General features: G+C 57.4%; 14 protein-coding genes and 1 pseudogene. 4 read left to right on the top strand and 11 right to left on the bottom strand.

Annotated elements, in window-relative coordinates; translation table 11 throughout:
• Positions 1 to 196 precede the first annotated feature (196 nt).
• The 4 genes from KP814_RS19755 to KP814_RS19740 all read right to left on the bottom strand — a co-directional run bounded on the left by KP814_RS19755 (position 197) and on the right by KP814_RS19740 (position 4,081).
• Entirely contained in the window at positions 197 to 778 is a 582-nt protein-coding gene (locus tag KP814_RS19755; protein ID WP_253938495.1) for an HAD family hydrolase, read from the bottom strand.
• A gap of 78 nt (positions 779 to 856) precedes the next feature.
• Complete coding sequence (locus KP814_RS19750; RefSeq protein ID WP_164887258.1) at positions 857 to 1,177, bottom strand: DUF4156 domain-containing protein; 321 nt, start codon at positions 1,175 to 1,177, stop codon at positions 857 to 859.
• Positions 1,178 to 1,227: 50 nt separating this feature from the next.
• Positions 1,228 to 2,643: a GTPase/DUF3482 domain-containing protein gene (locus tag KP814_RS19745; protein WP_216738384.1), complete on the bottom strand. Its 1,416-nt coding sequence runs from the start codon at positions 2,641 to 2,643 to the stop codon at positions 1,228 to 1,230.
• Positions 2,636 to 4,081: a DUF2868 domain-containing protein gene (locus KP814_RS19740; protein WP_216738383.1), complete on the bottom strand. Its 1,446-nt coding sequence runs from the start codon at positions 4,079 to 4,081 to the stop codon at positions 2,636 to 2,638. The genes KP814_RS19745 and KP814_RS19740 overlap by 8 nt, the downstream gene beginning before the upstream one ends.
• A 399-nt stretch (positions 4,082 to 4,480) precedes the next feature.
• On the opposite strand from KP814_RS19740, the gene KP814_RS19735 reads away from it, so the two are divergent.
• Positions 4,481 to 5,362 carry an ABC transporter substrate-binding protein gene (locus KP814_RS19735; RefSeq protein ID WP_216738382.1) on the top strand — a complete coding sequence of 294 codons (882 nt, stop codon included), beginning with the start codon at positions 4,481 to 4,483 and terminating at the stop codon, positions 5,360 to 5,362.
• On the opposite strand, the gene gcvT is transcribed toward KP814_RS19735, so the two are convergent.
• The 5 genes from gcvT to gcvH all read right to left on the bottom strand — a co-directional run bounded on the left by gcvT (position 5,350) and on the right by gcvH (position 12,638).
• The gene (gene gcvT, locus KP814_RS19730; RefSeq protein WP_216738381.1) at positions 5,350 to 6,480 is read right to left on the bottom strand and encodes a glycine cleavage system aminomethyltransferase GcvT; all 1,131 of its coding nucleotides are present in this window, start codon (positions 6,478 to 6,480) and stop codon (positions 5,350 to 5,352) included. The two genes, KP814_RS19735 and gcvT, sit on opposite strands and share 13 nt — an antisense overlap.
• A gap of 89 nt (positions 6,481 to 6,569) precedes the next feature.
• Positions 6,570 to 7,949 carry an L-serine ammonia-lyase gene (locus KP814_RS19725; protein ID WP_216738380.1) on the bottom strand — a complete coding sequence of 460 codons (1,380 nt, stop codon included), beginning with the start codon at positions 7,947 to 7,949 and terminating at the stop codon, positions 6,570 to 6,572.
• Positions 7,950 to 8,023: 74 nt separating this feature from the next.
• The gene (glyA, locus tag KP814_RS19720) at positions 8,024 to 9,304 is read right to left on the bottom strand and encodes a serine hydroxymethyltransferase (RefSeq protein WP_011397654.1); all 1,281 of its coding nucleotides are present in this window, start codon (positions 9,302 to 9,304) and stop codon (positions 8,024 to 8,026) included.
• Positions 9,305 to 9,376: 72 nt separating this feature from the next.
• A complete protein-coding gene (gene gcvP / locus KP814_RS19715; RefSeq protein WP_216738379.1) occupies positions 9,377 to 12,259 on the bottom strand; it encodes an aminomethyl-transferring glycine dehydrogenase in 2,883 nt (960 codons plus the stop codon).
• Positions 12,260 to 12,263: 4 nt separating this feature from the next.
• On the bottom strand, positions 12,264 to 12,638 hold the full coding sequence (gcvH, locus tag KP814_RS19710) for a glycine cleavage system protein GcvH (protein ID WP_347815430.1): 375 nt from the start codon (positions 12,636 to 12,638) through the stop codon (positions 12,264 to 12,266).
• Positions 12,639 to 12,838: 200 nt separating this feature from the next.
• Here gcvH and KP814_RS19705 point away from each other — a divergent pair, with 200 nt between their 5' ends.
• Both KP814_RS19705 and KP814_RS19700 read left to right on the top strand, forming a co-directional pair.
• Complete coding sequence (locus tag KP814_RS19705) at positions 12,839 to 13,729, top strand: LysR substrate-binding domain-containing protein (RefSeq protein ID WP_216738377.1); 891 nt, start codon at positions 12,839 to 12,841, stop codon at positions 13,727 to 13,729.
• Between the two features lie 132 nt (positions 13,730 to 13,861).
• Entirely contained in the window at positions 13,862 to 14,431 is a 570-nt protein-coding gene (locus KP814_RS19700) for a hypothetical protein (protein ID WP_216738376.1), read from the top strand.
• Between the two features lie 21 nt (positions 14,432 to 14,452).
• Here the strand turns inward: KP814_RS19700 and KP814_RS19695 are convergent, their stop codons facing one another.
• Positions 14,453 to 17,194 carry an EAL domain-containing protein gene (locus KP814_RS19695; RefSeq protein ID WP_216738375.1) on the bottom strand — a complete coding sequence of 914 codons (2,742 nt, stop codon included), beginning with the start codon at positions 17,192 to 17,194 and terminating at the stop codon, positions 14,453 to 14,455.
• Between the two features lie 263 nt (positions 17,195 to 17,457).
• Here KP814_RS19695 and KP814_RS19690 point away from each other — a divergent pair, with 263 nt between their 5' ends.
• The gene (locus tag KP814_RS19690) at positions 17,458 to 18,096 is read left to right on the top strand and encodes a Spy/CpxP family protein refolding chaperone (protein ID WP_216738374.1); all 639 of its coding nucleotides are present in this window, start codon (positions 17,458 to 17,460) and stop codon (positions 18,094 to 18,096) included.
• A gap of 862 nt (positions 18,097 to 18,958) precedes the next feature.
• Here KP814_RS19690 and KP814_RS33455 read toward each other — a convergent pair.
• Positions 18,959 to 20,347: pseudogene (locus KP814_RS33455) on the bottom strand (tetratricopeptide repeat protein); the annotation flags it as partial.
• Positions 20,348 to 20,644 lie beyond the last annotated feature (297 nt).

The raw sequence follows: 20,644 nt of genomic DNA, 5'->3' as shown, positions 1-20,644 counted from the left end.
ATTTAGCGCCATAACTCCATAGCAAAAGGGGCGGCGGACGGCGAAGCCCGGTACGAAGCGGACCGCTATGTATAGTGAGACGTAATGGCGTTACTGGCGAGGCAAGCGGCGCGCCACGAGCGGGTTAAACAAAAATAATGCCTGACGTCAGGGAGTCTAAACCGTCATGGCCTGAGGAGAGGATTATTTGGGCGTGTCAGCGATGGGGCGATAATTCGTCAAAGGCGCGGATCACGCAGTCTGCGTGTTCCTGATAGATATGATTACGTTCATTCAGGTAAAGACAGGCGATCATGTTGGCGTTGCGGGCCGCCTGCAGGTCAAAGATATAATCGCCGACATAGATCAGCTCTCCGCAGGCCAACCCCCAGGTCTCGGCGATACGCAGCAGTCCTTCCGGATGCGGCTTGGGTTTGCAATCTTCGCGGGTCAAGGCCAGCTCGACGGGAATGCCCAGCGCCTCAATAGCGATCCGGGTGGCTTCCCGCATATTACGGGTCATAATCGCCACCGGAATATCCAGTTCCCGCAGCGACATCAGCAGTTCTTTCGCTCCCGGCATCCAGGTCGCCGCACGCGCTCCGGCGATTTCATGAGCTTCCACCACCGCCCAGGCCCTGGCGACGGCGTCAGGGTCATCCAGCGTCTCCAGATGCTCAAGAATGGGCTTTCCTTCAGGAAAACCCAGTTCTCGCCGCATGGCGTCAAAGTCCAGACGGGAATCCACCAAGGTGCCGTCCAGATCGAAGATAAATCCTTTAACGCCGCTGAGGTTCATAAGACGCAATCCTGACGGAATTATCCGTTCAAAACCCGCCGGACGCCGCTTGTTCTGCGACCGGCGTCAGAATACGGATCAGTAAGGGCACTGATAGATAGCGAAACGCTGACGTCCGTCGATGGAGATTTCACTATCAGGAACGACGGTATTGCCGCCCAGAGACGCTGCTTCGTTACGCGCCAGCGTGGACAACTCTTCGAAAATGACTTTTTCGTCGCGGCTCAGGATACCCACGCGGCTGACGCCGTTGGAGGTAGTCGTGCCCAGTTTCTGACAGTTCGCCACTTCATTTCTCTTGGCCACCTTGACGGTTTCGCCTTCCGGCGTCAGAGAAACCCACGAACACCCGGAGGCCATTAAGGTTGTCGCAATCAATACTAACGTTGCTTTTCTCATCTTCTCTTCCATATTTTTCAGAATGTTAGAGTGTTTTACTAAAAAGATTTTCAACTTTTTACCAGAACACCCGGTAAATTAGAACCTATTGTCTTGATAAACGCCACACGCTCTTGGTCATCCAGGTCGCAACCGGGGCGCAGACTGGACCATTCAGGATTGCCTCGCGCCTTGCGCAACCAGCGCGACCAGTCCCCCGGCAGTTCCGGCGAGCCGCCATCCGCCAGGGCCATCGGCTGTTGCGACGCATGTCCCCGCTTTTGCAGCGCTTCGAATAAATACTGTTGCCGCAGCCACAATACTTTGAGGGTGGATTCGTCCACGCACAACTTGCGTTGTTTACGTATCGCCGCGGTCAAATCTTCACGATAACGGCGTCCTGTCTGCCACACCACTCCCGCCAGGGCGCCCAGCGCCGCCGCGGCGCCCAAGGTGACGCCGCCGGCCATCAGGTCCACGCCGACGCCCACCGCCGCGCCGGCGGCCGCGCCGCTGCCGGCTTCCACGCCCATGCGCTTCATATTGTCCGGATCAAACAAATCCAGCTCCCATTCGCCATCGCGAACCGGCAAGGCGGCGACAGTCACGTCCTCGTCGGCGAAGCGAAAAATCTGCAGCAAATCGGCGACGCAATCCGATTCCGCCTTACGCACCTGCTCCTGCATCCGTTCCGCCGCCGTCTGAATTTCCGCCTCCTCGTTCGCCGTCATCAGTCGAAAACTGGCCACGTCCGTCCACAAAGCGGCGATGCGCTGCGCGGCGCTGTCCATCTGGGACTCCCATTGCTTCTGACGCTCTTCGATTAGCTGTTGCAGATCGTCATAGCGGGCGGCCATCAACGCCTGCATCTTCTGATAGAGACGCTTCTCGTCCTCAAAATTGAAAGCGACGGTATCGAACTCCACCTGGGCATGCAGGTTCAACGCCGCCAGATGCTCACGCCACTGCGCCAGATTGGAGCGCGGCGCGGCGATAAAGTTCAGCACGGGAATCACCGGACGCGCCGCAAAGCTCAGCACTTTCAGCTCGTCCCGGTATTTACCCAGCACCGGCTCGCGGACATCCACGACATAAAAAATCAGTTCATCCTGCAGCAGCTGCCGGATTACCTTGGCTTCTTGTGAAAACTGCGGATAGCGATCCAGATCCTGGATAAACGCGCGCAGCCGTCCCAGCCCGTTATCCTGCCCCGGACGCAATTTTTCCAGCGCCTCCAGCAGTTCGATGGAATCCTCCAGCCCCGGCGTATCGAACAGCGTGATGACCGGCGTTTCATTGACCAGAATCTGCCCCGCCTCCACATGTCGGGTGGCGCCGGGATGATTGGAGATAACGCCAAATTTCAGATCGCGCAACAGAGTGCGCATCAGAGAGGTTTTACCCGCGTTGGTGTGGCCGACCACAGCCACGGAAATCGGGTCGCCGCCGATACCGGCGCGGGCTTTAGACGGCGTGGCGTTATCCATGCTTCATCTCCCCTTCGGAATGCGTCCCGATCACCCGGTGCGCCACCCGCTGTGGCTCTATTCCGCATTCCGCGGCCAATTGGTGCCAGTCGCAGATGCGTATGTCACGCCCTTGCTGATCCTGATTGAAATACCCCGCCGTTTCGCACAACTCCAGCCAAGTCAGCGATTTACGCCCTTCGGTCAGTTGCGCCAGAAACCGCTTCAAGCCGCGGTCTGGCGAGCGTTGCAGTGACACCGCCAGCACCAACGGCGTCTGTTTCAGCGCCAGGGCGCGCTGTAGCGCTGCATGCTGGCCTTCCCGATCCAACACATTGCCCAGATTAAACGCCTCAGAAACGCCATCTCCCGCAGCCATATGGGCGCTGTCCAATTCCACCCCGAGCCAGTAGCTTTGGGTCGGAGGGGTTTCCTCCTGCGCCTGTTGAGGCTCGGGGTCCGCCTGAGGACGATCGTCTTCATCCGCATCCACTACTCCCAGCACCCTCGTGGCCGGAATCAGCTTCTGTTTCAAACGAACGTAATAAGGACGCGCCAGATTCAGGCGAAAAGCGGAGCGCGCACGCCCGTACGCGATCCAGGACGCCGCCAGCAACAAAAGACGCGGAATGATTCCATAAGTCAACATGCCGCCCAACAATAAGCCAGACCATGCCTGACGCGCCGCCTCAGCGTTAGCTGGCGAACCGCCAATACGACTGGCTGCGATTTGCTCCGGCGTCGGCGCAGAGAAGCCAAACCATTGCGGCAGAGCCGCCAGGGCCTGAGTCAGAGTTTGGAAAGAGGATTCGGACAGGATGGTGGTTTCCCAAATAAAGTCATACTGGCGAGCGGCCAGCATCAGCAGAATCATCGTCGATCCGCCCAGTAAATAGGACAGCCATAACGCATGGGACAGCCGGCTGAGATTCCAGCGGCCTACCGCCCCGGCGTTCATGACCGCGAACCAAGCCTGCGCCGCAGCGGCGTCCGCGCTGTTCTTACCGCCCAGCTTGCTCATCCAGTAGGCCACCGCCCATTCCAGCGTCTGGCCGAGCATGCCTGTTTTAGCCTTGCGTGACGCCAGCGCCATGCCGCCCGCCCATAGCGCCAGCATCAGTGTGTTGACGCCCAACAGCGCCAGCAGCAGCCAGAAGAAATTCACACTGCCCTGCTGTGCGCCGTCAAAGGCCTGCCGGGCCGCCAGTGCGCCCAGGCAAAACAACAGCGCCGTTGCGGCAAAGGCGACTTTTTTCGCCGCCTCCGCCGTCTTTTGCAGACGCGCGCCCAAAGCAACGCTTTCCCCCATCTGCCGGGCCCGGTCCAACACATGTTGCTCCAGCCCCTGACCCGATGTGCGCGCAGGCTCCCGCAACGCAAGCTCCGCGTACGCCTCGTTTTCCTGAATATGCCGAATCGCTTCAGCCTGCAGCCGGTCGTTGAACTTATCCGGCATCATGCAACCTTACCCTGACGTTATTCGACGCCCCCTGCGACGAATAAGATTCAGCGATATGTAATTTCAAAGCGGTTCCTCTGGCTCGTGTCAGTCATCAGGCGAGTCCGTCGTCCCACGGCTCCCTGTTTGTCATTTTCTTGCGCTATAAAATACCCTAAAGCGGTCGGGTGACGCGCGTTCCAGGTCGGCCAATAATACCTATTCGCTCCTCGCAACGACAAGCTCGGTCGGTAACAAGCCTGACGCGCCCATTTATTTCAGGATTATCGCCCCTCCGCTTGCCTTTTAGGCCGGCTATGCTAATTCTAATAGAAAGCAACGCACTGATACGCCCAGGTTTTCAACCAGAGCCGATGCTTGCCATCCCGCATACTTGAAAGCGTGTAGCCGGTACCTAAGATGTTCGCACCCAAGCTCGTTTTGTTGGCGTCTCTGAGTTGCTTACTGGCCGCTTTTACTTTGCACTCCCATGCCGACAAGCTCGCCTCGCAAGAGATCACCTACTACATCGTTGAAGACTTGACCAGCCCATTTCAGATCGCATCTGAAGGCGTCAACAAAGGCGGATTGATCACCGACCTGGTTGAAATCATTTTTCGAGACACGCCTTTACAGCTAGTTCCCAAACCGCTCCCGGTCAATCGCCTGCACCGCGTTATCAGGGAAGACACGGGCACAGTCTGGCTGGCCTACGACGCCAAGGTCTGGAATTCCCTGACTGATGTAGGGGATTTTGTGGAAGAGCCCTTATTTACCGTTAATCATGCGCTACTGACCTGCAATGATCACCCTAAAAGCATTGCTGGAGAGGCGGATTTACTGGGCATGACCCTGGTCATTCTCGATAATTTCAACTATCCCGAACTACGCCGCATGGAAGCTCGCAGGGCGCTCACGCTAACAGGCGTAGAGAAATACGAGCAGGGCTTTCGTTTGACCGCCGTCGGGCGCGTTGATGGATTCGTGGAGATGGAAATTCGTCTGCGCTACAACCTGGCGCAAGAGAGCGAACCGCCTTCGGACTGCTATCGTTTCGTCAATATGGACGCGGTGATACCACCCTACGATATCTATCTCAGTCTGAGTAAACAGGCCAGTCCAGAATTGCGGGACATGGTGACGCAGAGAGTCCGACAGATTAAAGGCAGTGAGGATTATAAGCAGGTTTTCGCCCGTTACACGGACAGGCGCAATAAAGCAGATCAAACAAAGCGGGCGGAAGCAGCTACCGCCGCTCCCTGCCCGCCTGCGTGCCCTACAGCGGCGAATCAGCCTCTGTAGTAGCGATGCTCAACGAAGGTCGCTGATACGACAGTCACCGGCACTTCTTTACCACGCACGATGGCTTTCAGCTCCGTACCCATGGCGGAGCAGTCAGTGTTGACGTAGCCCATCGCCACGGGCTTCTCAACGCTGGGGCCGTAGCCGCCGCTGGTCACGACGCCAACCACTTGCCCTTCCCCGTTGACGATCTCAACGCCTTCACGCACTGGCGCCCGACCTTGTGGAGCCAAACCAACGCGCTTGCGGGGAGAACCTTCAGCAAACTCGCTCAGGGTCACATCCGCGCCGGGGAAACCGCCTGCGCGTTCGCCATCGGCGCGACGTGGCTTGGACAGCACCCACTTCAGGTTCGCCGCCACCAGATTGGTGTCCGTGTCCAGGTCATGGCCGTACAGACACAGGCCCGCTTCCAGACGCAGAGAGTCCCTCGCGCCCAGGCCAATAGCCTCGACGTCCGGGTGCGCCAGTAATTTGCGCGCCAGCGCTTCCGCACGATCCGCAGGCACGGAGATTTCGTAACCGTCTTCGCCGGTGTAGCCAGAACGAGTGACGAAGCACTCAGCGCCTTCCAGCGTCGCCCAGGCGCCGGTCATGAAAACCAGTTTGGTCAGTTCTGGAGCCAATTCTTCCATCACGCCCGCCGCAGTGGGTCCTTGCAGCGCCAACAGCGCGCGATCTTCCAGCACTTCGATTTCCACCTTGTCTCCAAGGTGCTTGCGCAGATGCGCGATATCCTGTTCTTTACAGGCCGCGTTAACCACCAGGAACAAGTCTTCGCCAGTATTGGTGACCATCAGGTCGTCCAGGATGCCGCCTTTGTCATTGGTGAACAGCGTGTAGCGCTGCGCGCCCTTCTCCAGGCCGACGATATCGCCGGGAACCAGGGCTTCCAGCGCTTCCGCCGCGCCAGCGCCTTTCAGACGCACCTGCCCCATGTGGGAGACGTCAAACAGTCCGGCCTTGGCGCGGGTGTGCAAATGTTCTTTGATAATGCCTGCGGGGAATGTCACCGGCATGGCGTAGCCTGCGAATTCAACCATCTTCGCCCCGCACTCCACGTGCAGGTCATACAACGGGGTTTTCGCCATTTCGGCGTTGTTATGACTTTCAGCCATTGCTTCGTCTCCCTAAAGGCGTCACCGGGGACGCCGTTGTTCGCATGAAATTCTGTAGTCGCCGAAGCCGGTCCCGAAGGACCGGCGCATCAGCATTCGATTACGTTCACCGCAAGACCGCCGCGAGCGGTCTCTTTGTATTTGGTCTTCATGTCGGCGCCGGTGGCTTTCATGGTTTTGATGACCTTGTCCAGGGAAACGAAGTGACTTCCATCTCCCCGCAGCGCGATACGCGCGGCGTTGATCGCTTTCACCGAGCCCATGGCGTTGCGCTCAATGCAGGGCACCTGCACCAGTCCGCCAATAGGATCGCAGGTCAGGCCAAGGTTATGCTCCATACCAACCTCTGCGGCGTTCTCCACCTGCTGAGGCGTTCCACCGAGCACTTCCGCCAACGCGCCCGCCGCCATGGAGCAGGCCACGCCCACTTCGCCCTGACAGCCGACTTCGGCGCCGGAAATAGATGCGCCTTCTTTGTACAGCACGCCAATAGCGGCCGCTGTCAGCAGGAAACGCACGACGCCATCGTCATTGGCGCCGCCCACAAAACGGTCATAGTAGTGTAATACCGCAGGAATGATGCCCGCCGCGCCGTTGGTCGGCGCCGTCACTACTCTGCCGCCCGCGGCGTTTTCTTCATTCACCGCCAGCGCATACAAATTCACCCAGTCGAGAACGTTGAGCGGGTCCTTCATGGCGGACTCCGGCCGTCTGGACAGCGCGCGATGCAGTTCCGCCGCGCGACGCTTCACTTTCAGACCGCCAGGCAAAATGCCCTCTTTGCGGCAGCCGTTCTCGACGCAATCCTGCATTACCTGCCAGATGCGCAGAAGCCCCTTGCGCACTTCTTCTTCGCTGCGCCAGGTCTTTTCGTTCTCCATCATGATGCGGCTGATGCTGTAACCGGTGGCGCGACAGTGCTCCAGCAACTGCGACGCCGTGCGGAAAGCATATGGCAACGGCGTGGTGTCGGGGACGATCTTGTCTTCGCCCACCGCGTCCTCGTCCAGAACGAAGCCGCCGCCGACGGAGTAATAAGTCCGCGTACGCAAAGCCACCGCACCATGATTAAACGCCGTAAAACGCATGCCGTTGGGGTGATAAGGCAAGGTCGCGCGCTTGTTCATCAGCAGATGTTCTTTCTCCACGAAGTCGACTTCGTGCAGACCCAACAGACGAATGCGGCGGCGGGTGCGAATACGTTCGATCTTCGCTTCCACGTCATCCGTATCGACGTCTTCAGGTGTTTCTCCCTCCAGGCCCAGCATCACCGCTTTATCGGAGCCGTGCCCCTTACCGGTGGCGGCCAGAGAGCCAAATAATTCCGCCTTGATAGTGATAACCTGCTCCAGCAGGCTGTCCCGCTGCAATCCCTGCAGGAATTGACGCACCGCCTTCATGGGTCCCACGGTATGGGAGCTGGAAGGACCAATGCCTATTTTGAGCAAATCAAAAACGCTTACAGCCATAAATCATCACTCGCAACGGAGCTGTGAAATTTTGAGAAACCCGCCCGCTAAGCGGACGGAGAGACCGGAGCGCCTCATAGGGCGGCTCCGGATTTGGCGTTGGCGCGGTAGACAGGGAAATCGCGACAGATGCTCAGCACCTTCTCGCGGACTTTCTCTACAACGCTTTCATCGCCCATATTGTCCAGCACATCGCAAATCCAGTTCGCCAGCTCCACGACTTCTTTCTCTTTGAAGCCGCGAGTGGTGACGCCTGGCGTACCGATACGCAGACCGGAAGTCACGAATGGCGACTGTGGATCGTTCGGCACCGTATTTTTGTTGACGGTAATGTAAGCCCGACCCAATGCGGCATCGGCGTCTTTACCGGTTACGCCCTTATCGATCAGGTCGATCAGGAACAGGTGGTTGTCCGTACCGCCGCTGACGACTTTGTAGCCGCGCGCCTTTACAGCGTCCGCCATGGCTCTGGCGTTATTTACGACTTGCTGTTGATAGTCGCGGAACGCAGGCTCCAGGGCTTCCTTGAACGCTACCGCCTTCGCGGCGATCACGTGCATCAGAGGACCGCCCTGAATACCTGGGAAAATCAAAGATTGCAGTTTTTTCTCAATCTCTGGGTTGGACTTCGCCAGAATCAGGCCGCCGCGAGGACCGCGCAAGGTTTTATGCGTGGTGGTCGTGGTGACGTCGGCGATTTGCACCGGGCTCGGATACAGACCCGCCGCGACAAGACCAGCGACGTGCGCCATATCAACGATCAGATACGCGCCAACGCTGTCCGCGATGTCACGGAAACGCTGCCAGTCCACGACTCGCGAGTAGGCGGAAAAGCCAGCAATAACCAGTTTAGGCTTGTGTTCTTTCGCCAGACGCTCAACTTGATCGTAGTCGATTTCGCCGGTTTCCGGGTTCAGACCGTACTGCACGGCGTTGAAAATTTTGCCGGAGAAGTTGGGCTTGGCGCCGTGAGTCAAATGACCGCCATGATCCAGACTCATGCCCAGAATGGTGTCGCCAGGCTTGGCCAGGGCCAGATACACGCCAGCGTTGGCCTGTGATCCAGAATGGGGTTGCACGTTGGCGTAATCAGCGCCGAACAGTTGCTTGGCGCGGTCGATGGCCAGTTGCTCCGCGACATCGACGTGCTCGCAGCCGCCATAGTAACGCTTGCCGGGATAGCCTTCCGCGTATTTGTTGGTCAAGACGCCGCCTTGCGCTTCCATCACCCGTGGGCTGACGTAGTTTTCGGAGGCGATCAATTCAATGTGTTCTTCCTGACGGCGCTTTTCCGCGTTGATGGCCGCCGACAGCTCGGGATCGTAATCAGCGATCCGCATATCTTCGGTAAACATGGCTCGTGTTCCTCTTTCAGATTCTTATTTTGCGCAGATGAAGCGGGACGCGTGTGCGCCCCGCAGTACTGCTTAGTCCTCGTACTCAGTCATCGGAGGACATGCGCACACCAGGTTACGGTCGCCGTACACGTTGTCGATACGACCTACCGGGCTCCAGTATTTGTCCGCTTTCAGCGCCTTCAACGGATACACGCCACGCTCGCGGCTGTATGGACGATCCCAGTCGCCCACCAGGTCCGCCGCTGTGTGCGGGGCGTGGTGCAACGGGCTGTGATCCACGTCGTATTCGCCGTTCTCAATTGCGCGGATTTCCTCGCGGATAGCGATCATGGCGTCGCAGAAGCGATCCAGTTCCGCCAGAGACTCACTCTCGGTCGGCTCAATCATCAGCGTGCCTGGAACTGGGAATGACATGGTTGGCGCGTGGAAGCCGAAGTCGATCAAACGCTTGGCGATATCGTCAACGGTCACGCCGCAGCTGTCTTTGAACGGACGTACGTCGATGATGCACTCATGCGCCACGAAACCTTGCGAACCGGTATACAGCACGGGATAGTGCGGCTCCAGACGCTTGGCGATGTAGTTGGCGTTCAGAATCGCCGACTTGGTCGCTTCGGTCAGGCCTTCACCGCCCATCATGCGGATATAAGTCCAGGAAATAGGCAGAATGCCCGCGCTGCCCCAGGGCGCTGCGGAGATAGGCGCAATCGCTTTGTCCGCTGTCTCGCCCATGGCGCTGTGGCCAGGCAGGAACGGAGCAAGATGCGCCGCGACGCCAATCGGGCCAACGCCAGGACCTCCGCCGCCGTGCGGGATACAGAATGTTTTGTGCAGGTTCAAGTGCGATACGTCGCCGCCGAACTGACCGGGCTTACACAGGCCGACCATCGCGTTGAGGTTGGCGCCGTCGATGTAAACCTGACCGCCGTGCTGATGCACGATGGAGCACACTTCGCGGATGCCTTCTTCAAATACGCCATGAGTGGACGGATAGGTCGCCATCAACGCCGCCAGTTTGGCGCTGTGCTGCTCGGCTTTCAAACGCAGATCGTTCAGGTCCACGTTGCCGTTGTCGTCGCACTTCACCGCCACGACTTTCATGCCCACCATCTGCGCGGACGCAGGGTTGGTGCCGTGTGCGGAATTGGGGATCAGACAGACGTCGCGATCACCTTCCCCGCGGCTCTGATGATAAGCGCGAATCGCCAGCAGGCCCGCGTATTCGCCCTGTGAACCCGCATTGGGCTGCAGAGAGAACGCGGCGTAGCCGGTTGCGGCGCTGAGCATACGCTCCAGATCAGAGATCAGAGCGCGATAGCCTTCAGTCTGGTCCAGCGGCGCGAAGGGGTGAATTGCACAGAAGCCGTCCCAGCTCACCGGGGTCATTTCCGTGGTGGCGTTCAGCTTCATGGTGCAGGAACCCAGCGGGATCATGGTACGGTCAAGCGCCAGGTCTTTATCCGACAGACGACGCAGATAACGCAGCATTTCCGTTTCGGAGTGGTAACGGTTGAATACAGTGTGCGTCATGAACGCGCTTTGACGGCGCAGCTCGGTGGGAATCGCATCCTTGGCGGAGGCGTCCAGCGTCGCGACATCCGCAACCGGCTTGCCGGAGGCGAATACATGTAAAAGTGCGGCGACATCTTCGCGGGTAGTTGTTTCGTCCAGTGAAACGCCCAGGGTTTTATCATCGATGCGCCGCAGGTTGATCTTCTGCTGCAGAGCGGCTTGGTAGACCGCGTCTGTATCGCCGCCAGTGGCGACGGACACAGTGTCAAAGAAATACGCCGTGTTGACGGTGCGTCCCGCCTGCTTCAGGCCTTCCGCCAGAATAGTGGTCAGGCGATGCACGCGACGGGCGATGCGCTTGAGCCCTTCTGGACCATGGTAAGCGCCGTACATAGAGGCGGTAATCGCCAGCAATGCCTGCGCGGTACAGATGTTCGAGGTCGCGTTTTGACGACGAATGTGCTGTTCGCGGGTCTGCAGCGCCAGGCGGTAGGCTTTATCGCCATTGGCGTCTACGGAAACGCCCACCAGACGGCCAGGCAGAGAGCGCTTGTATTCATCTTTGGTTGCAATGTAAGCCGCGTGGGGACCACCGAAGAACAAGGGCACGCCGAAACGCTGGCTGTTGCCGATGGCGATATCCGCGCCCAGTTCGCCCGGAGGCGTCAACAGGGTCAGAGACAGAATATCCGCCGCCATAATCGCCAACGCATTGGCTGCGTGAGCGGTTTTGATCAGTTCGCGGTAATCGCGGACATCGCCGTTAACGCCCGGATATTGCAACAGCACTGCGAAGTAATCATGGTTTTGCAGGTCTTTCTGCGGATCGCCGACAACCACTTCAATGCCCAGAGGCTCAGCGCGGCCTTTAACCACTTCGATCGTCTGCGGCAGACAGTCATCCGCAACAAAGAACACATTGCTCTTGTTCTTGGCGTTGACGCGACGACACATGGTCATGGCTTCCGCCGCCGCGGTGCCTTCATCCAACAGAGAGGCGTTAGCCATTTCCATACCGGTAAGGTCGCCTATCATGGTTTGGAAGTTCAACAGCGCTTCCAGACGGCCTTGAGAGATTTCCGGCTGGTACGGAGTATAAGCGGTGTACCAGGCGGGGTTTTCCAATACGTTACGGAGAATGACCGTCGGCGTCAGGGTGTTGTAGTAACCCATGCCGATGTAGGTTTTGAAAACTTTGTTACGTTCAGCGAAGGCTTTCAGCTCCGCCAGCGCCTGTGCTTCGGTGCAAGGGCCGTCGAGATCGAGACCTTCCTGGATGCGGATGGTTTCAGGAACGGTTTTGCTGATCAGCGTTTCCATGTCGGCCACGCCCAGCGCGTTCAACATGGCGGTCTTTTCCGCTTCATCCGGGCCGATGTGGCGACCGATGAAAGCGTCCCGCTGCTCCAGTTCAGCCAGAGTTTCGCGTGTATCGCTCATGATCTTACTCTCCTGTCAGCGCCTTATAAGCCGCGTCATCCATCAGCGACTCAACTTCAGAAGCATTGGATAGAGAGATTTTGTAAATCCAACCTTCTCCTGTGGGGTCTTCGTTCACTTTCCCAGGTTCGTCGCTCAGCGCTTCGTTCACGGCGACTACGACGCCGCTGACGGGGCTCTTGATATCGCTGGCGGTTTTCACCGACTCCACTACGCCGATATCTTCGCCCTGACTGACTTCACGGCCCACTTCGGGCAGCTCAACGAACACCAGATCGCCCAGTTGCGCCTGTGCGTAATCTGTAATGCCCACAACACCGACTTCATCGGACTCCATGGACAACCACTCGTGATCTTCGGTGAATTTCAGACCGCTCATACGTAACATACTCCTCAATTGGAACCGGTTGGAATAAATTATCCTTCTGAGCCCGCCTCAGGACGTATCGACAGAGAGAGACGCCGCCGAAACAGGACTACAGCGATATCGTTTTTATATAGCTGAACCATAACTCCGGGCTATTGATTTGTGAAATTAATAGTTAAAATGCATTTATTTAAAATATTTATGGTAACGCTGTGAATTATCTCCCCACCGATCTCCTGCAAACCTTTGTCGCCGTAGCGGATTATGGCGGTTTTACTCAGGCTGGCGACGCGTTGGGACGCTCGCAACCAGCAATCAGTCTGCAGATCCGGCGACTGGAGGAGTYARTAGGAACCACCCTGCTCGTGCGCAACAACAAGGCGCTGGCTCCCACTCCGGAGGGGCTGATTCTGTTGCAGTACGCCCGCGACATTCTCGCCCTTAATAAAGAAGCCATGATCAAACTGTCGCAGCCGGAGCTGGCCGGCTGCCTGCGCCTGGGAATTCCCAACGAATTCGCCAGCTCGTTGCCGGAGGTGTTGGGCAAGTTTTCCCAGGCGCACCCTAACGTCACGCTGGAGGTCACCTGCGATCTCAGTTCCAATCTGGTGGAGCGTTATCGCTCTAAAGAGCTGGATCTGGTATTCGCCCTGCATACTAGCCTGCGCACTATCTCCCCGGAAGAAGGCTGGATGGAGGATCTGGTGTGGGCCACCAGCATTCATCACACCTGCCATACCCGCCATCCTGTGCCGTTGATCGTCGCGCCGCGGGGCTGCGTTTACCGTCATCGCATTATTGAAGCCCTGGACTCCATGAGCATTCCCTGGCGCATTGTTTACACCTGCGCCAGTTTCAGCGGCATACGCGCAGGCGTACTGGCGGGACTGGGGGTCACGGTCCTGGGCAAAAGCATCGTGCCGGAAGGGTTGCGTGTGGTGGAGAGCAGCGACTATCTGCCCGCCTTGCCAGGCGTGCAAATGCGTCTTTTATATAATCGGGAACAGACTTCACCCGCCGTGGCCGGCTTCGTGCAGTTTATTTCCCGCACTGCGCCGGTGGCGGGCGACGGCTTGAGTCTGGATGGCCTGCGCGCAGGCTAATCCAGGAAGTGAAAATTTATTGACGGAAACTGATCAAAAAACGCGCTACTTGTTTTTAACGCCCCCTCATAGGTGTTTTATCGGCGAAAGCCTTGCAATCAAGTCATTTGTAGCGATGGCGGGAGGACGACGATGTTTCGTTCATGCACGATTCTTCTGACACTACTGATTTCAGTCACGGCAATGGCGGAGGGGGTGATCGTGAATCGCGCGCCCCTCGACGCCCAAGTGGCCAACTACTTCGCGCAGCAAGGGATTCGTCTGCAACCGGGCCAATACTGGTACGACGCGCACACCGGCGCCTGGGGCTTTGAAGGCGGCCCAACTGTCGGCGTCACCTATCCTGGACTTCCCATCTCCGCTCCCCTGCCCGCGGATATCTCCGGCGGCGGCACCAGCATTTTTATCAACGGTCGGGAAATACACCCCAGCGAAGCCATGGCTCTGAGAAACTATTTCGGCCAGGCGATTCCCGGGCGTTACTGGCTCAACGCCGCAGGCGTCGGCGGTTATGAAGGCGGGCCGGCGCTATTTAATCTGGCGCCGATGTTCAGCAACCGGGGCGGCGGCAGTCGCGGCCTGGGTCACAGTGGCCGTGGCGGTTCGGTAATCAGCGACGGAACCACCTCGGGGTTTATTTCATCCGACCCCAGCCATGGAATCAGCGTCACCTGCGGCCCTGACGGGGGCTGTATCTACTGAGCATTAAAGCGGAGTCATCCGCTAATCCGACGCCGCCGGCTTCCTGACCACTGTCAGCGACGCCGGCGGAATCACAGGCAGCCCCTCCCCTTTCAACAGTTTTACAAACGCCGCTTTAGGCAGAGGCTTGCTGAGCAGAAAACCCTGCACCTCATCGCAGTCGCGCTCCTGCAAAAAGCGCAACTGCTCCACATTCTCCACGCCTTCGGCCACCACTTTGAGGCCCAGCGCCCGGCCTAGCAGAATAATGCCGCTGGCTAAAGCTTGATTATTGGGGTCTTCCGGTAAGTCGCGAATAAACATGCGGTCGATTTTGAGCGTATCTATCGGCATTCGCTTGAGCCGGCTGAGAGAGGAATATCCCGTACCGAAATCATCAATGGCCACGCTCAGGCCCAGCGACCGCACCTGTCTGAGCACCTCCACGCTGCGTTCCTCATACTGTAGAGCGCCTTCCGTCACTTCCAGCTCCAGATCCAGGTCGGACGGCTCCAGCCCCCAGCGTTGCAATGCATGTTCGATGCGCCCTTTGACATCGTAATGCTCCAACTGTTTGCCTGAGACATTAAAAGCGATACGTGGCAACTTCAGCCCCTCCTTCAACCAGCCCGCCACATCCCGACACAGCTGATTGATCACCCACCTGCCAATGGGGTCGATCAGAGCGCTGTCTTCCGCAATATTGATGAAACAGTAGGGGGTTATCAGTCCCCGCGTGGGATGCCGCCAGCGCAGTAGCGTCTCCGCTCCCACCAGCTTGCCGCTGGCCAGATTGAATTGCGGCTGGTAGTAGAGTTCAAACTCATTGCGCTCCAGGGCTTGCCGCATCTCACTGCTCAGAGTCAGGTGCTCTATCGCCCTTTCCGTCAATTCGCTGGTGTAGAACTCAAAGGTATTGCGGTGCAGCTCTTTGGCCCGATACATGGCCGCATCCGCCGCCCGCGCCAGATTCTGCGCGCTATCCGCATCATGAGGGAAAATAGCAATGCCAATACTGGCGGAGCAGACAATTTCATGGCCGCCGATGTGAATGGGCTGACGAATGGTTTCGATCAGTTTGCCAGCCATGGCGGCGGCGTCCTCGGTGTTGGACAGCTCTTCCAGACTGATGGTGAACTCGTCTCCCCCCAGGCGCGCCACCATATCTTCGCCCCGCACCGCTTCCGACAACCGTCGCGCCACGGTTTTCAGCAGGATATCGCCAGCCTCATGCCCCATGGTGTCGTTGATAATCTTGAAGCGATCCAGGTCGATAAACATCAGCGCTACTTGCATACGCCGCCGCTTGGCCCGCTCCAGGGAAATCTCAAGGCTGTTGAAGAACAGCAGTCGATTGGGCAACCCGGTCAGCGAGTCATGGTTGGCGAGATGGCGCAGTTGCTTTTCCTTCTCTTTGATCACGCTGATGTCAGAGAACACCGACACATAGTTGGCGATTTTACCGTTTCTATCGTAGACCACATTGATGTTCTGCCAGGCGGGATAGATCTCGCCATTACGCCGCTTGTTCTCGATCTCGCCCTGCCAGTGGCCGTGCTCGGTGATGGAGCGCCACAGGGATTGGTAAAAGGTTTTGTCATGGCGGCCGGACTGTTGCAGGCGGGGGTTGCGTCCGTAGACATCTTCCAGGGTGTAGCCAGTAATCTCGGTGAAGGCGTTGTTCACCGCCACGATATTGCGCGCGTCGTCTGTGATAATGACCGCTTCGCGGATGGCGTCGAACACCACCGCCGCCTGCTGCAGCTCCTTCTCGTGGCGACGACGTTCCGTGTAATCCACCAATATGCAGCGGCTGCCCCGAAACTCGCCGTCCTCACTCTGCAGCGCCGTGCTGCTCAGTAAAACGCAGAATAACCGGCCGTCTTTGCAGCGAACATTCAACTCCAGATTGCTCAGCGTGCCGCCTTTCTTCAGTTGCCCCAGCTTATCCCAGCACAACTGCACGCAGTCTTCCGACAGCAGATCGCAAAACATAACTTTGCCGACCAGCTCATTACGTGAATAGCCCAGCCAGCGTAGCGCCGTCTCGTTGATGTCCACGATCAGTCCTTGAGGGTCCAGGGAGTGATAGCCACATGGCGCATTGTTATAGAGATCGTAGATCAGGTGCGCATATTCATTCTTGCGATTTTCATCGCGCTTACGCTCAGTGATGTCCTGAATGGTTCCGTGCATTTGCACAGGGTGTCCCTGAGCGTCAAAGATCACCTCGCCCGCCCCGCACATGATGCGCTCCTCGCCTCCGGGCCAGATGACGCGATGTTCGATGGCGTACACCTGCTTATTCTCCAACGCCTCATCCACGAGCTTGACCACGCGCGCCCTGTCATCTGGATGCACGCATTCCAGGAACTTTTCATAGGAGGCCTTGTTGTTGTGGAGCGACAGGCCCAGATTGCGATAGACCTGATCCGACCAATACACCTCGTTGCATTTTAGATCCCAAAGCCAGTTGCCCAGCCGGGCGATTTGCTGCGCTTTATCCAGGTTGTTGCGGCTCTCGCGCAATGCCTCATTGCGAGCCTCATTGGAAGTGAGTATCCAGGCCACCACGGCGCCGATCAGAACGACACAGGCGATCAGGAGATACAACATGGCGCTTTGCAGAGACAGTTCCGCTTTCTGCGCGGCGGGCAACGCCTCCATCATCTGATAATCAGCCCACAAAAATACCGTGGAGAGCAGGCCAGCGCCAAGCAAGGAGAAGACGAGTAAACGTCGGAGGTAGGAACGAATATGACTTTTGAGATGTATCAAGCGCACGCTGTGGAATCTTCCCAGGTTTTCGCATGTCCGCCAGTAGCGGCTTTGTTGTTTTTTTATAAAGGAAACTAGCACAAGACCGCGATTTTGCCTTAGTGGGGCGCAATAAAAGCCAAATGAATTGATGACTGTCAAACCGACTAAAAATAGTCATGGAAATTGGATGAGTTTCAACCAGACTATCTACACTCCAAGGGCTCAATGAATCACCTTGAGCAGCAGGGGTACTGATCACCTACTCCAACCCAAAAGGAGACGCCGCCATGAACCACAGACATATCCTCGCTCCCCTAAAACCTCTTACTGTCGCCTTGATGCTTAGCCTGGCCGCCTCCGCCTCTGGCCACGGTTTCTTTGGCTCAAGCGCTTCCGATAGCGATTGTGAAGACTGCGCCGGCGGCGGTCAGGGCATGATGAGGAGCGGGCATATGATGGGAAGCGGCGGCATGTTCACAGGCGACGACTGGAGCGCATCCAACTGGAGCGGCTACGGTCGCCATTCCATGATGGGGTCTGATCACAGGTTCGGTCACGGGTACATGATGGGCGATGGCTTTATGATGGGCGGCATGATGGATTTAAGCACACCGCGGATGGCTGGCCTGCTGGGGCTGGATGATAAGCAGCGCAACAAGATTGAAGAAATTCAAAAGCAGTTGGGCGAACAGCAGTGGACTCATTTTCATGAGATGTACAAACAACACGCCGCCATGCAGAGCCTGTTCAACAAAGACGAAATGGACGACAAAGCCATTCTGGAAGCCCATCGCGCCATGGCGGACGCCCATCTCAAAATGCTGGAAATTCAATTGCAGGCGCGCAGAAAAATGCAGGAAGTGCTCACCGAGGAACAAAGGGAGCGCGTACATCAAATTCAGGATTATGATTGGGGCGCGCGGTAACGTCTTTACAGACTATGGCGACGGATCAGTTAAGCGCCGCCGCCTCTTTGACGCTGCGCTTATCCAGAGACGCATTGAGCTTGTCCTCACGCCCGCTCTCCCTCAGCACCGATTGGCGGTTGCGACGCAACAGACCGGTCACCTCTTCCTGCTGATCCCGGGTAAAGGAACTCCACTCCGGCCACTGCTCCGGCGCCCACAGGAACTGGTTGTAATCCGGCAGCCAGCCCGACATCAATTGCGCCCGTAAGATTTCAAACAACTTGGCGGGGTTCTCGTACACAAACCATTCCGGTATATCCATGGCTTCGACAATCTTATAGGACACGGATTGCTTGAGTTCATCATGCAGATACTGTGGCGATTTCTGCCCGATGATATGCCGCAAATAGCAGGCGATCAGGTAGGGGAAGCGGTTTTCAGAATCGATTGAGGTTTTATTATTGCCGAGCTTGGGATAATAGCGGTCCAGCTCCTCCAGCGCTTCCTCGTTCCGTCCCAGCTTGATGAGCGTGGCGGCCACCGGCAGCGCGTAGGAGCGATTCCCCGGTTGTTGGCTACGCCGTTGCTGAAATACAGACAACGCCGCCTCATAGTCCCGGTTGATAGAGTACTGCAGGCCGCGCGCGTAGAGATAGTTGGCGCCGGTGCGCATGCCCGGCGGCACCTGAATCAGTAATTCCTGCGCTTTCTTCATATCCCCAAGCGCCATCCACAGAATCGCCTCGGTTACCTTATTGTTGGGTTGCCGCCCGATCACATGGGGATACATGCGCGACCAGTTGAAGTAATCCGTCGCCGTGTCCACCGTAATTGGCAGGAATTCCAGTTGGTCCAAAGGCCGGTACAGGTAATCCGGCTCCAGCGCCAGAGCGCGTTGATAAGTGTCGCGGGCCTGCTCAAGCCGCCCCATACGCAGCAGAGTATAGGCTTTCCCCCGATTGATGCCGCCGGAAAAAGGCTCCAGCTCTAACGCCTGCTCATACATGGCCAGAGACTGAATATAGCGTCCCTGGGTGCGCAGCAACTGCCCGTACCATAGATAGCCAGGCGTGTAATTCGGCGCCATCTCCATGGCTTTTTTATAGAAGCCTTCCGCCTCACTCTCTCTGCCCTGCTCCGAAAACTGCAAAGCGCGGGATGCATAGGCCTGTGGCATGCCGGGGTCCAGAGCGAAGGCCCGGTCCAGCAGAGGCGCGCACTTTTCCGAGACCGTGCTGGCGGGCAGATCCGAATAGACACTCAGGAAATGGTAACTGTCGCACAGGGCGACGTAGGCTGGCGCGAACTGTCCGTCGAGGCTGATCGCCTGAGAAAAATTCTGTAGCGCGCGCTGCAGCGAGAGCACGTCGCGCTGGGACCAATAGTGACGTCCCTGCAAGTAATAATCGTAAGCTTCCGGGTCCGGCTCGCGGCGGTCACTGAACTCGTCACTGGGCGCGTTGAGTTGAGACATCAATGTCTCCGTCAGATCCTGGTGAAATGCATACAGCTTACTGACGTCGCCTTCAATGAGGCCGCTCCACTGGGAATCTCTGCCCGCCAGATCGGTAATATTGAGAATCAACCTCAAGCTGGAGCCGGTGACCTGCAAACTGCCGCTGACCGCACTGCCCCGGTCAGGCCGCGACCAGGGCGCCGTCTCGCTGAACACCACCCGCGCGCCATGCAGGGTAACCAGTCGCGAACGAATGGCGTCCGTGACGCTGGTGGCCAGATACGCGCTATCACGATGGTGGGAGGCGTCCACCAATTGAATCGGGTAAACAATGATTTGGCTGGGAGCATGGGGTTTGGGATAAAAAACGCCGAACCCTAATGCGAACACCAAGGCGAGCGCGCCGACACTGATCCCCCACTTACACAAACCGCGCCGACGGCCCTGGGCGTCAGTGTGGGGACACAGACCGTCCACATCCGGCTGCGACATTTGCGCCACAATACGATAAGTAGAGCCGTCTCGTTCTATGTAACGACGCGGTCTGCCATTGTCGCCAAAGGCCTTGCGTAATTGAGAAATAATCTGATCGACGGAAGCATCCGGCTGCGCGAACGACGGCCAGATTTTTTCCTGCAGTTGCGCCTCCCCCAGCGCTCGGCCCTGCGCTTCCACCAGCGCAAGTAGAGCCGCCATCGCTTTGGGATTAAGAGAAATTTCACAATCCTGGTCAGCCAGCTTGTTGGCTTCCGGGTCGACCCACCAGTCTCCGATTTTAAAGGGTCTAAGGGGGTGAATCTGGCGTCTGATCATCCTTCTCTGCCCATCAAGTCCTTGTTAGGTGTTGTCCTGTGTCCTGAAAATCGGGGGCTACGGCATTATGGGGAATTCCAATAGCGCTAAAAAGCGTATTTCCTCCGGGGAGCCCATCGCCTTAATCTCCGCCATCGCCAGCGGATATGCTATAAGACTTTTCTCCCAAAACTGGTATTTTTCTCACATTGTTAAGAAAAAATAACTTTATACAGACGGTTACAGCCGATCACCCGCCTTCGCCTTCCCGGACGTCGATTCTACGCCAGCATTAATCAGAATAAAATTACCGCTGGC

Origin of the sequence: Hahella sp. HN01 (genome assembly GCF_018986435.1) — a bacterium.
Lineage (GTDB): Bacteria > Pseudomonadota > Gammaproteobacteria > Pseudomonadales > Oleiphilaceae > Hahella.
Note: the sequence above shows the minus strand (reverse complement) of the source record. Positions and strands in the feature narration are given on the sequence as shown.

Excerpts from the sequence above, each read along its gene's own strand:
- KP814_RS19755 (WP_253938495.1), bottom strand. The coding sequence starts at position 778 with ATGAACCTCAGCGGCGTTAAAGGATTTATCTTCGATCTGGACGGCACC.
- KP814_RS19750 (WP_164887258.1), bottom strand. The coding sequence starts at position 1,177 with ATGAGAAAAGCAACGTTAGTATTGATTGCGACAACCTTAATGGCCTCC.
- KP814_RS19745 (WP_216738384.1), bottom strand. The coding sequence starts at position 2,643 with ATGGATAACGCCACGCCGTCTAAAGCCCGCGCCGGTATCGGCGGCGAC.
- KP814_RS19740 (WP_216738383.1), bottom strand. The coding sequence starts at position 4,081 with ATGATGCCGGATAAGTTCAACGACCGGCTGCAGGCTGAAGCGATTCGG.
- KP814_RS19735 (WP_216738382.1), top strand. The coding sequence starts at position 4,481 with ATGTTCGCACCCAAGCTCGTTTTGTTGGCGTCTCTGAGTTGCTTACTG.
- gcvT (WP_216738381.1), bottom strand. The coding sequence starts at position 6,480 with ATGGCTGAAAGTCATAACAACGCCGAAATGGCGAAAACCCCGTTGTAT.
- KP814_RS19725 (WP_216738380.1), bottom strand. The coding sequence starts at position 7,949 with ATGGCTGTAAGCGTTTTTGATTTGCTCAAAATAGGCATTGGTCCTTCC.
- glyA (WP_011397654.1), bottom strand. The coding sequence starts at position 9,304 with ATGTTTACCGAAGATATGCGGATCGCTGATTACGATCCCGAGCTGTCG.
- gcvP (WP_216738379.1), bottom strand. The coding sequence starts at position 12,259 with ATGAGCGATACACGCGAAACTCTGGCTGAACTGGAGCAGCGGGACGCT.
- gcvH (WP_347815430.1), bottom strand. The coding sequence starts at position 12,638 with ATGAGCGGTCTGAAATTCACCGAAGATCACGAGTGGTTGTCCATGGAG.
- KP814_RS19700 (WP_216738376.1), top strand. The coding sequence starts at position 13,862 with ATGTTTCGTTCATGCACGATTCTTCTGACACTACTGATTTCAGTCACG.
- KP814_RS19690 (WP_216738374.1), top strand. The coding sequence starts at position 17,458 with ATGAACCACAGACATATCCTCGCTCCCCTAAAACCTCTTACTGTCGCC.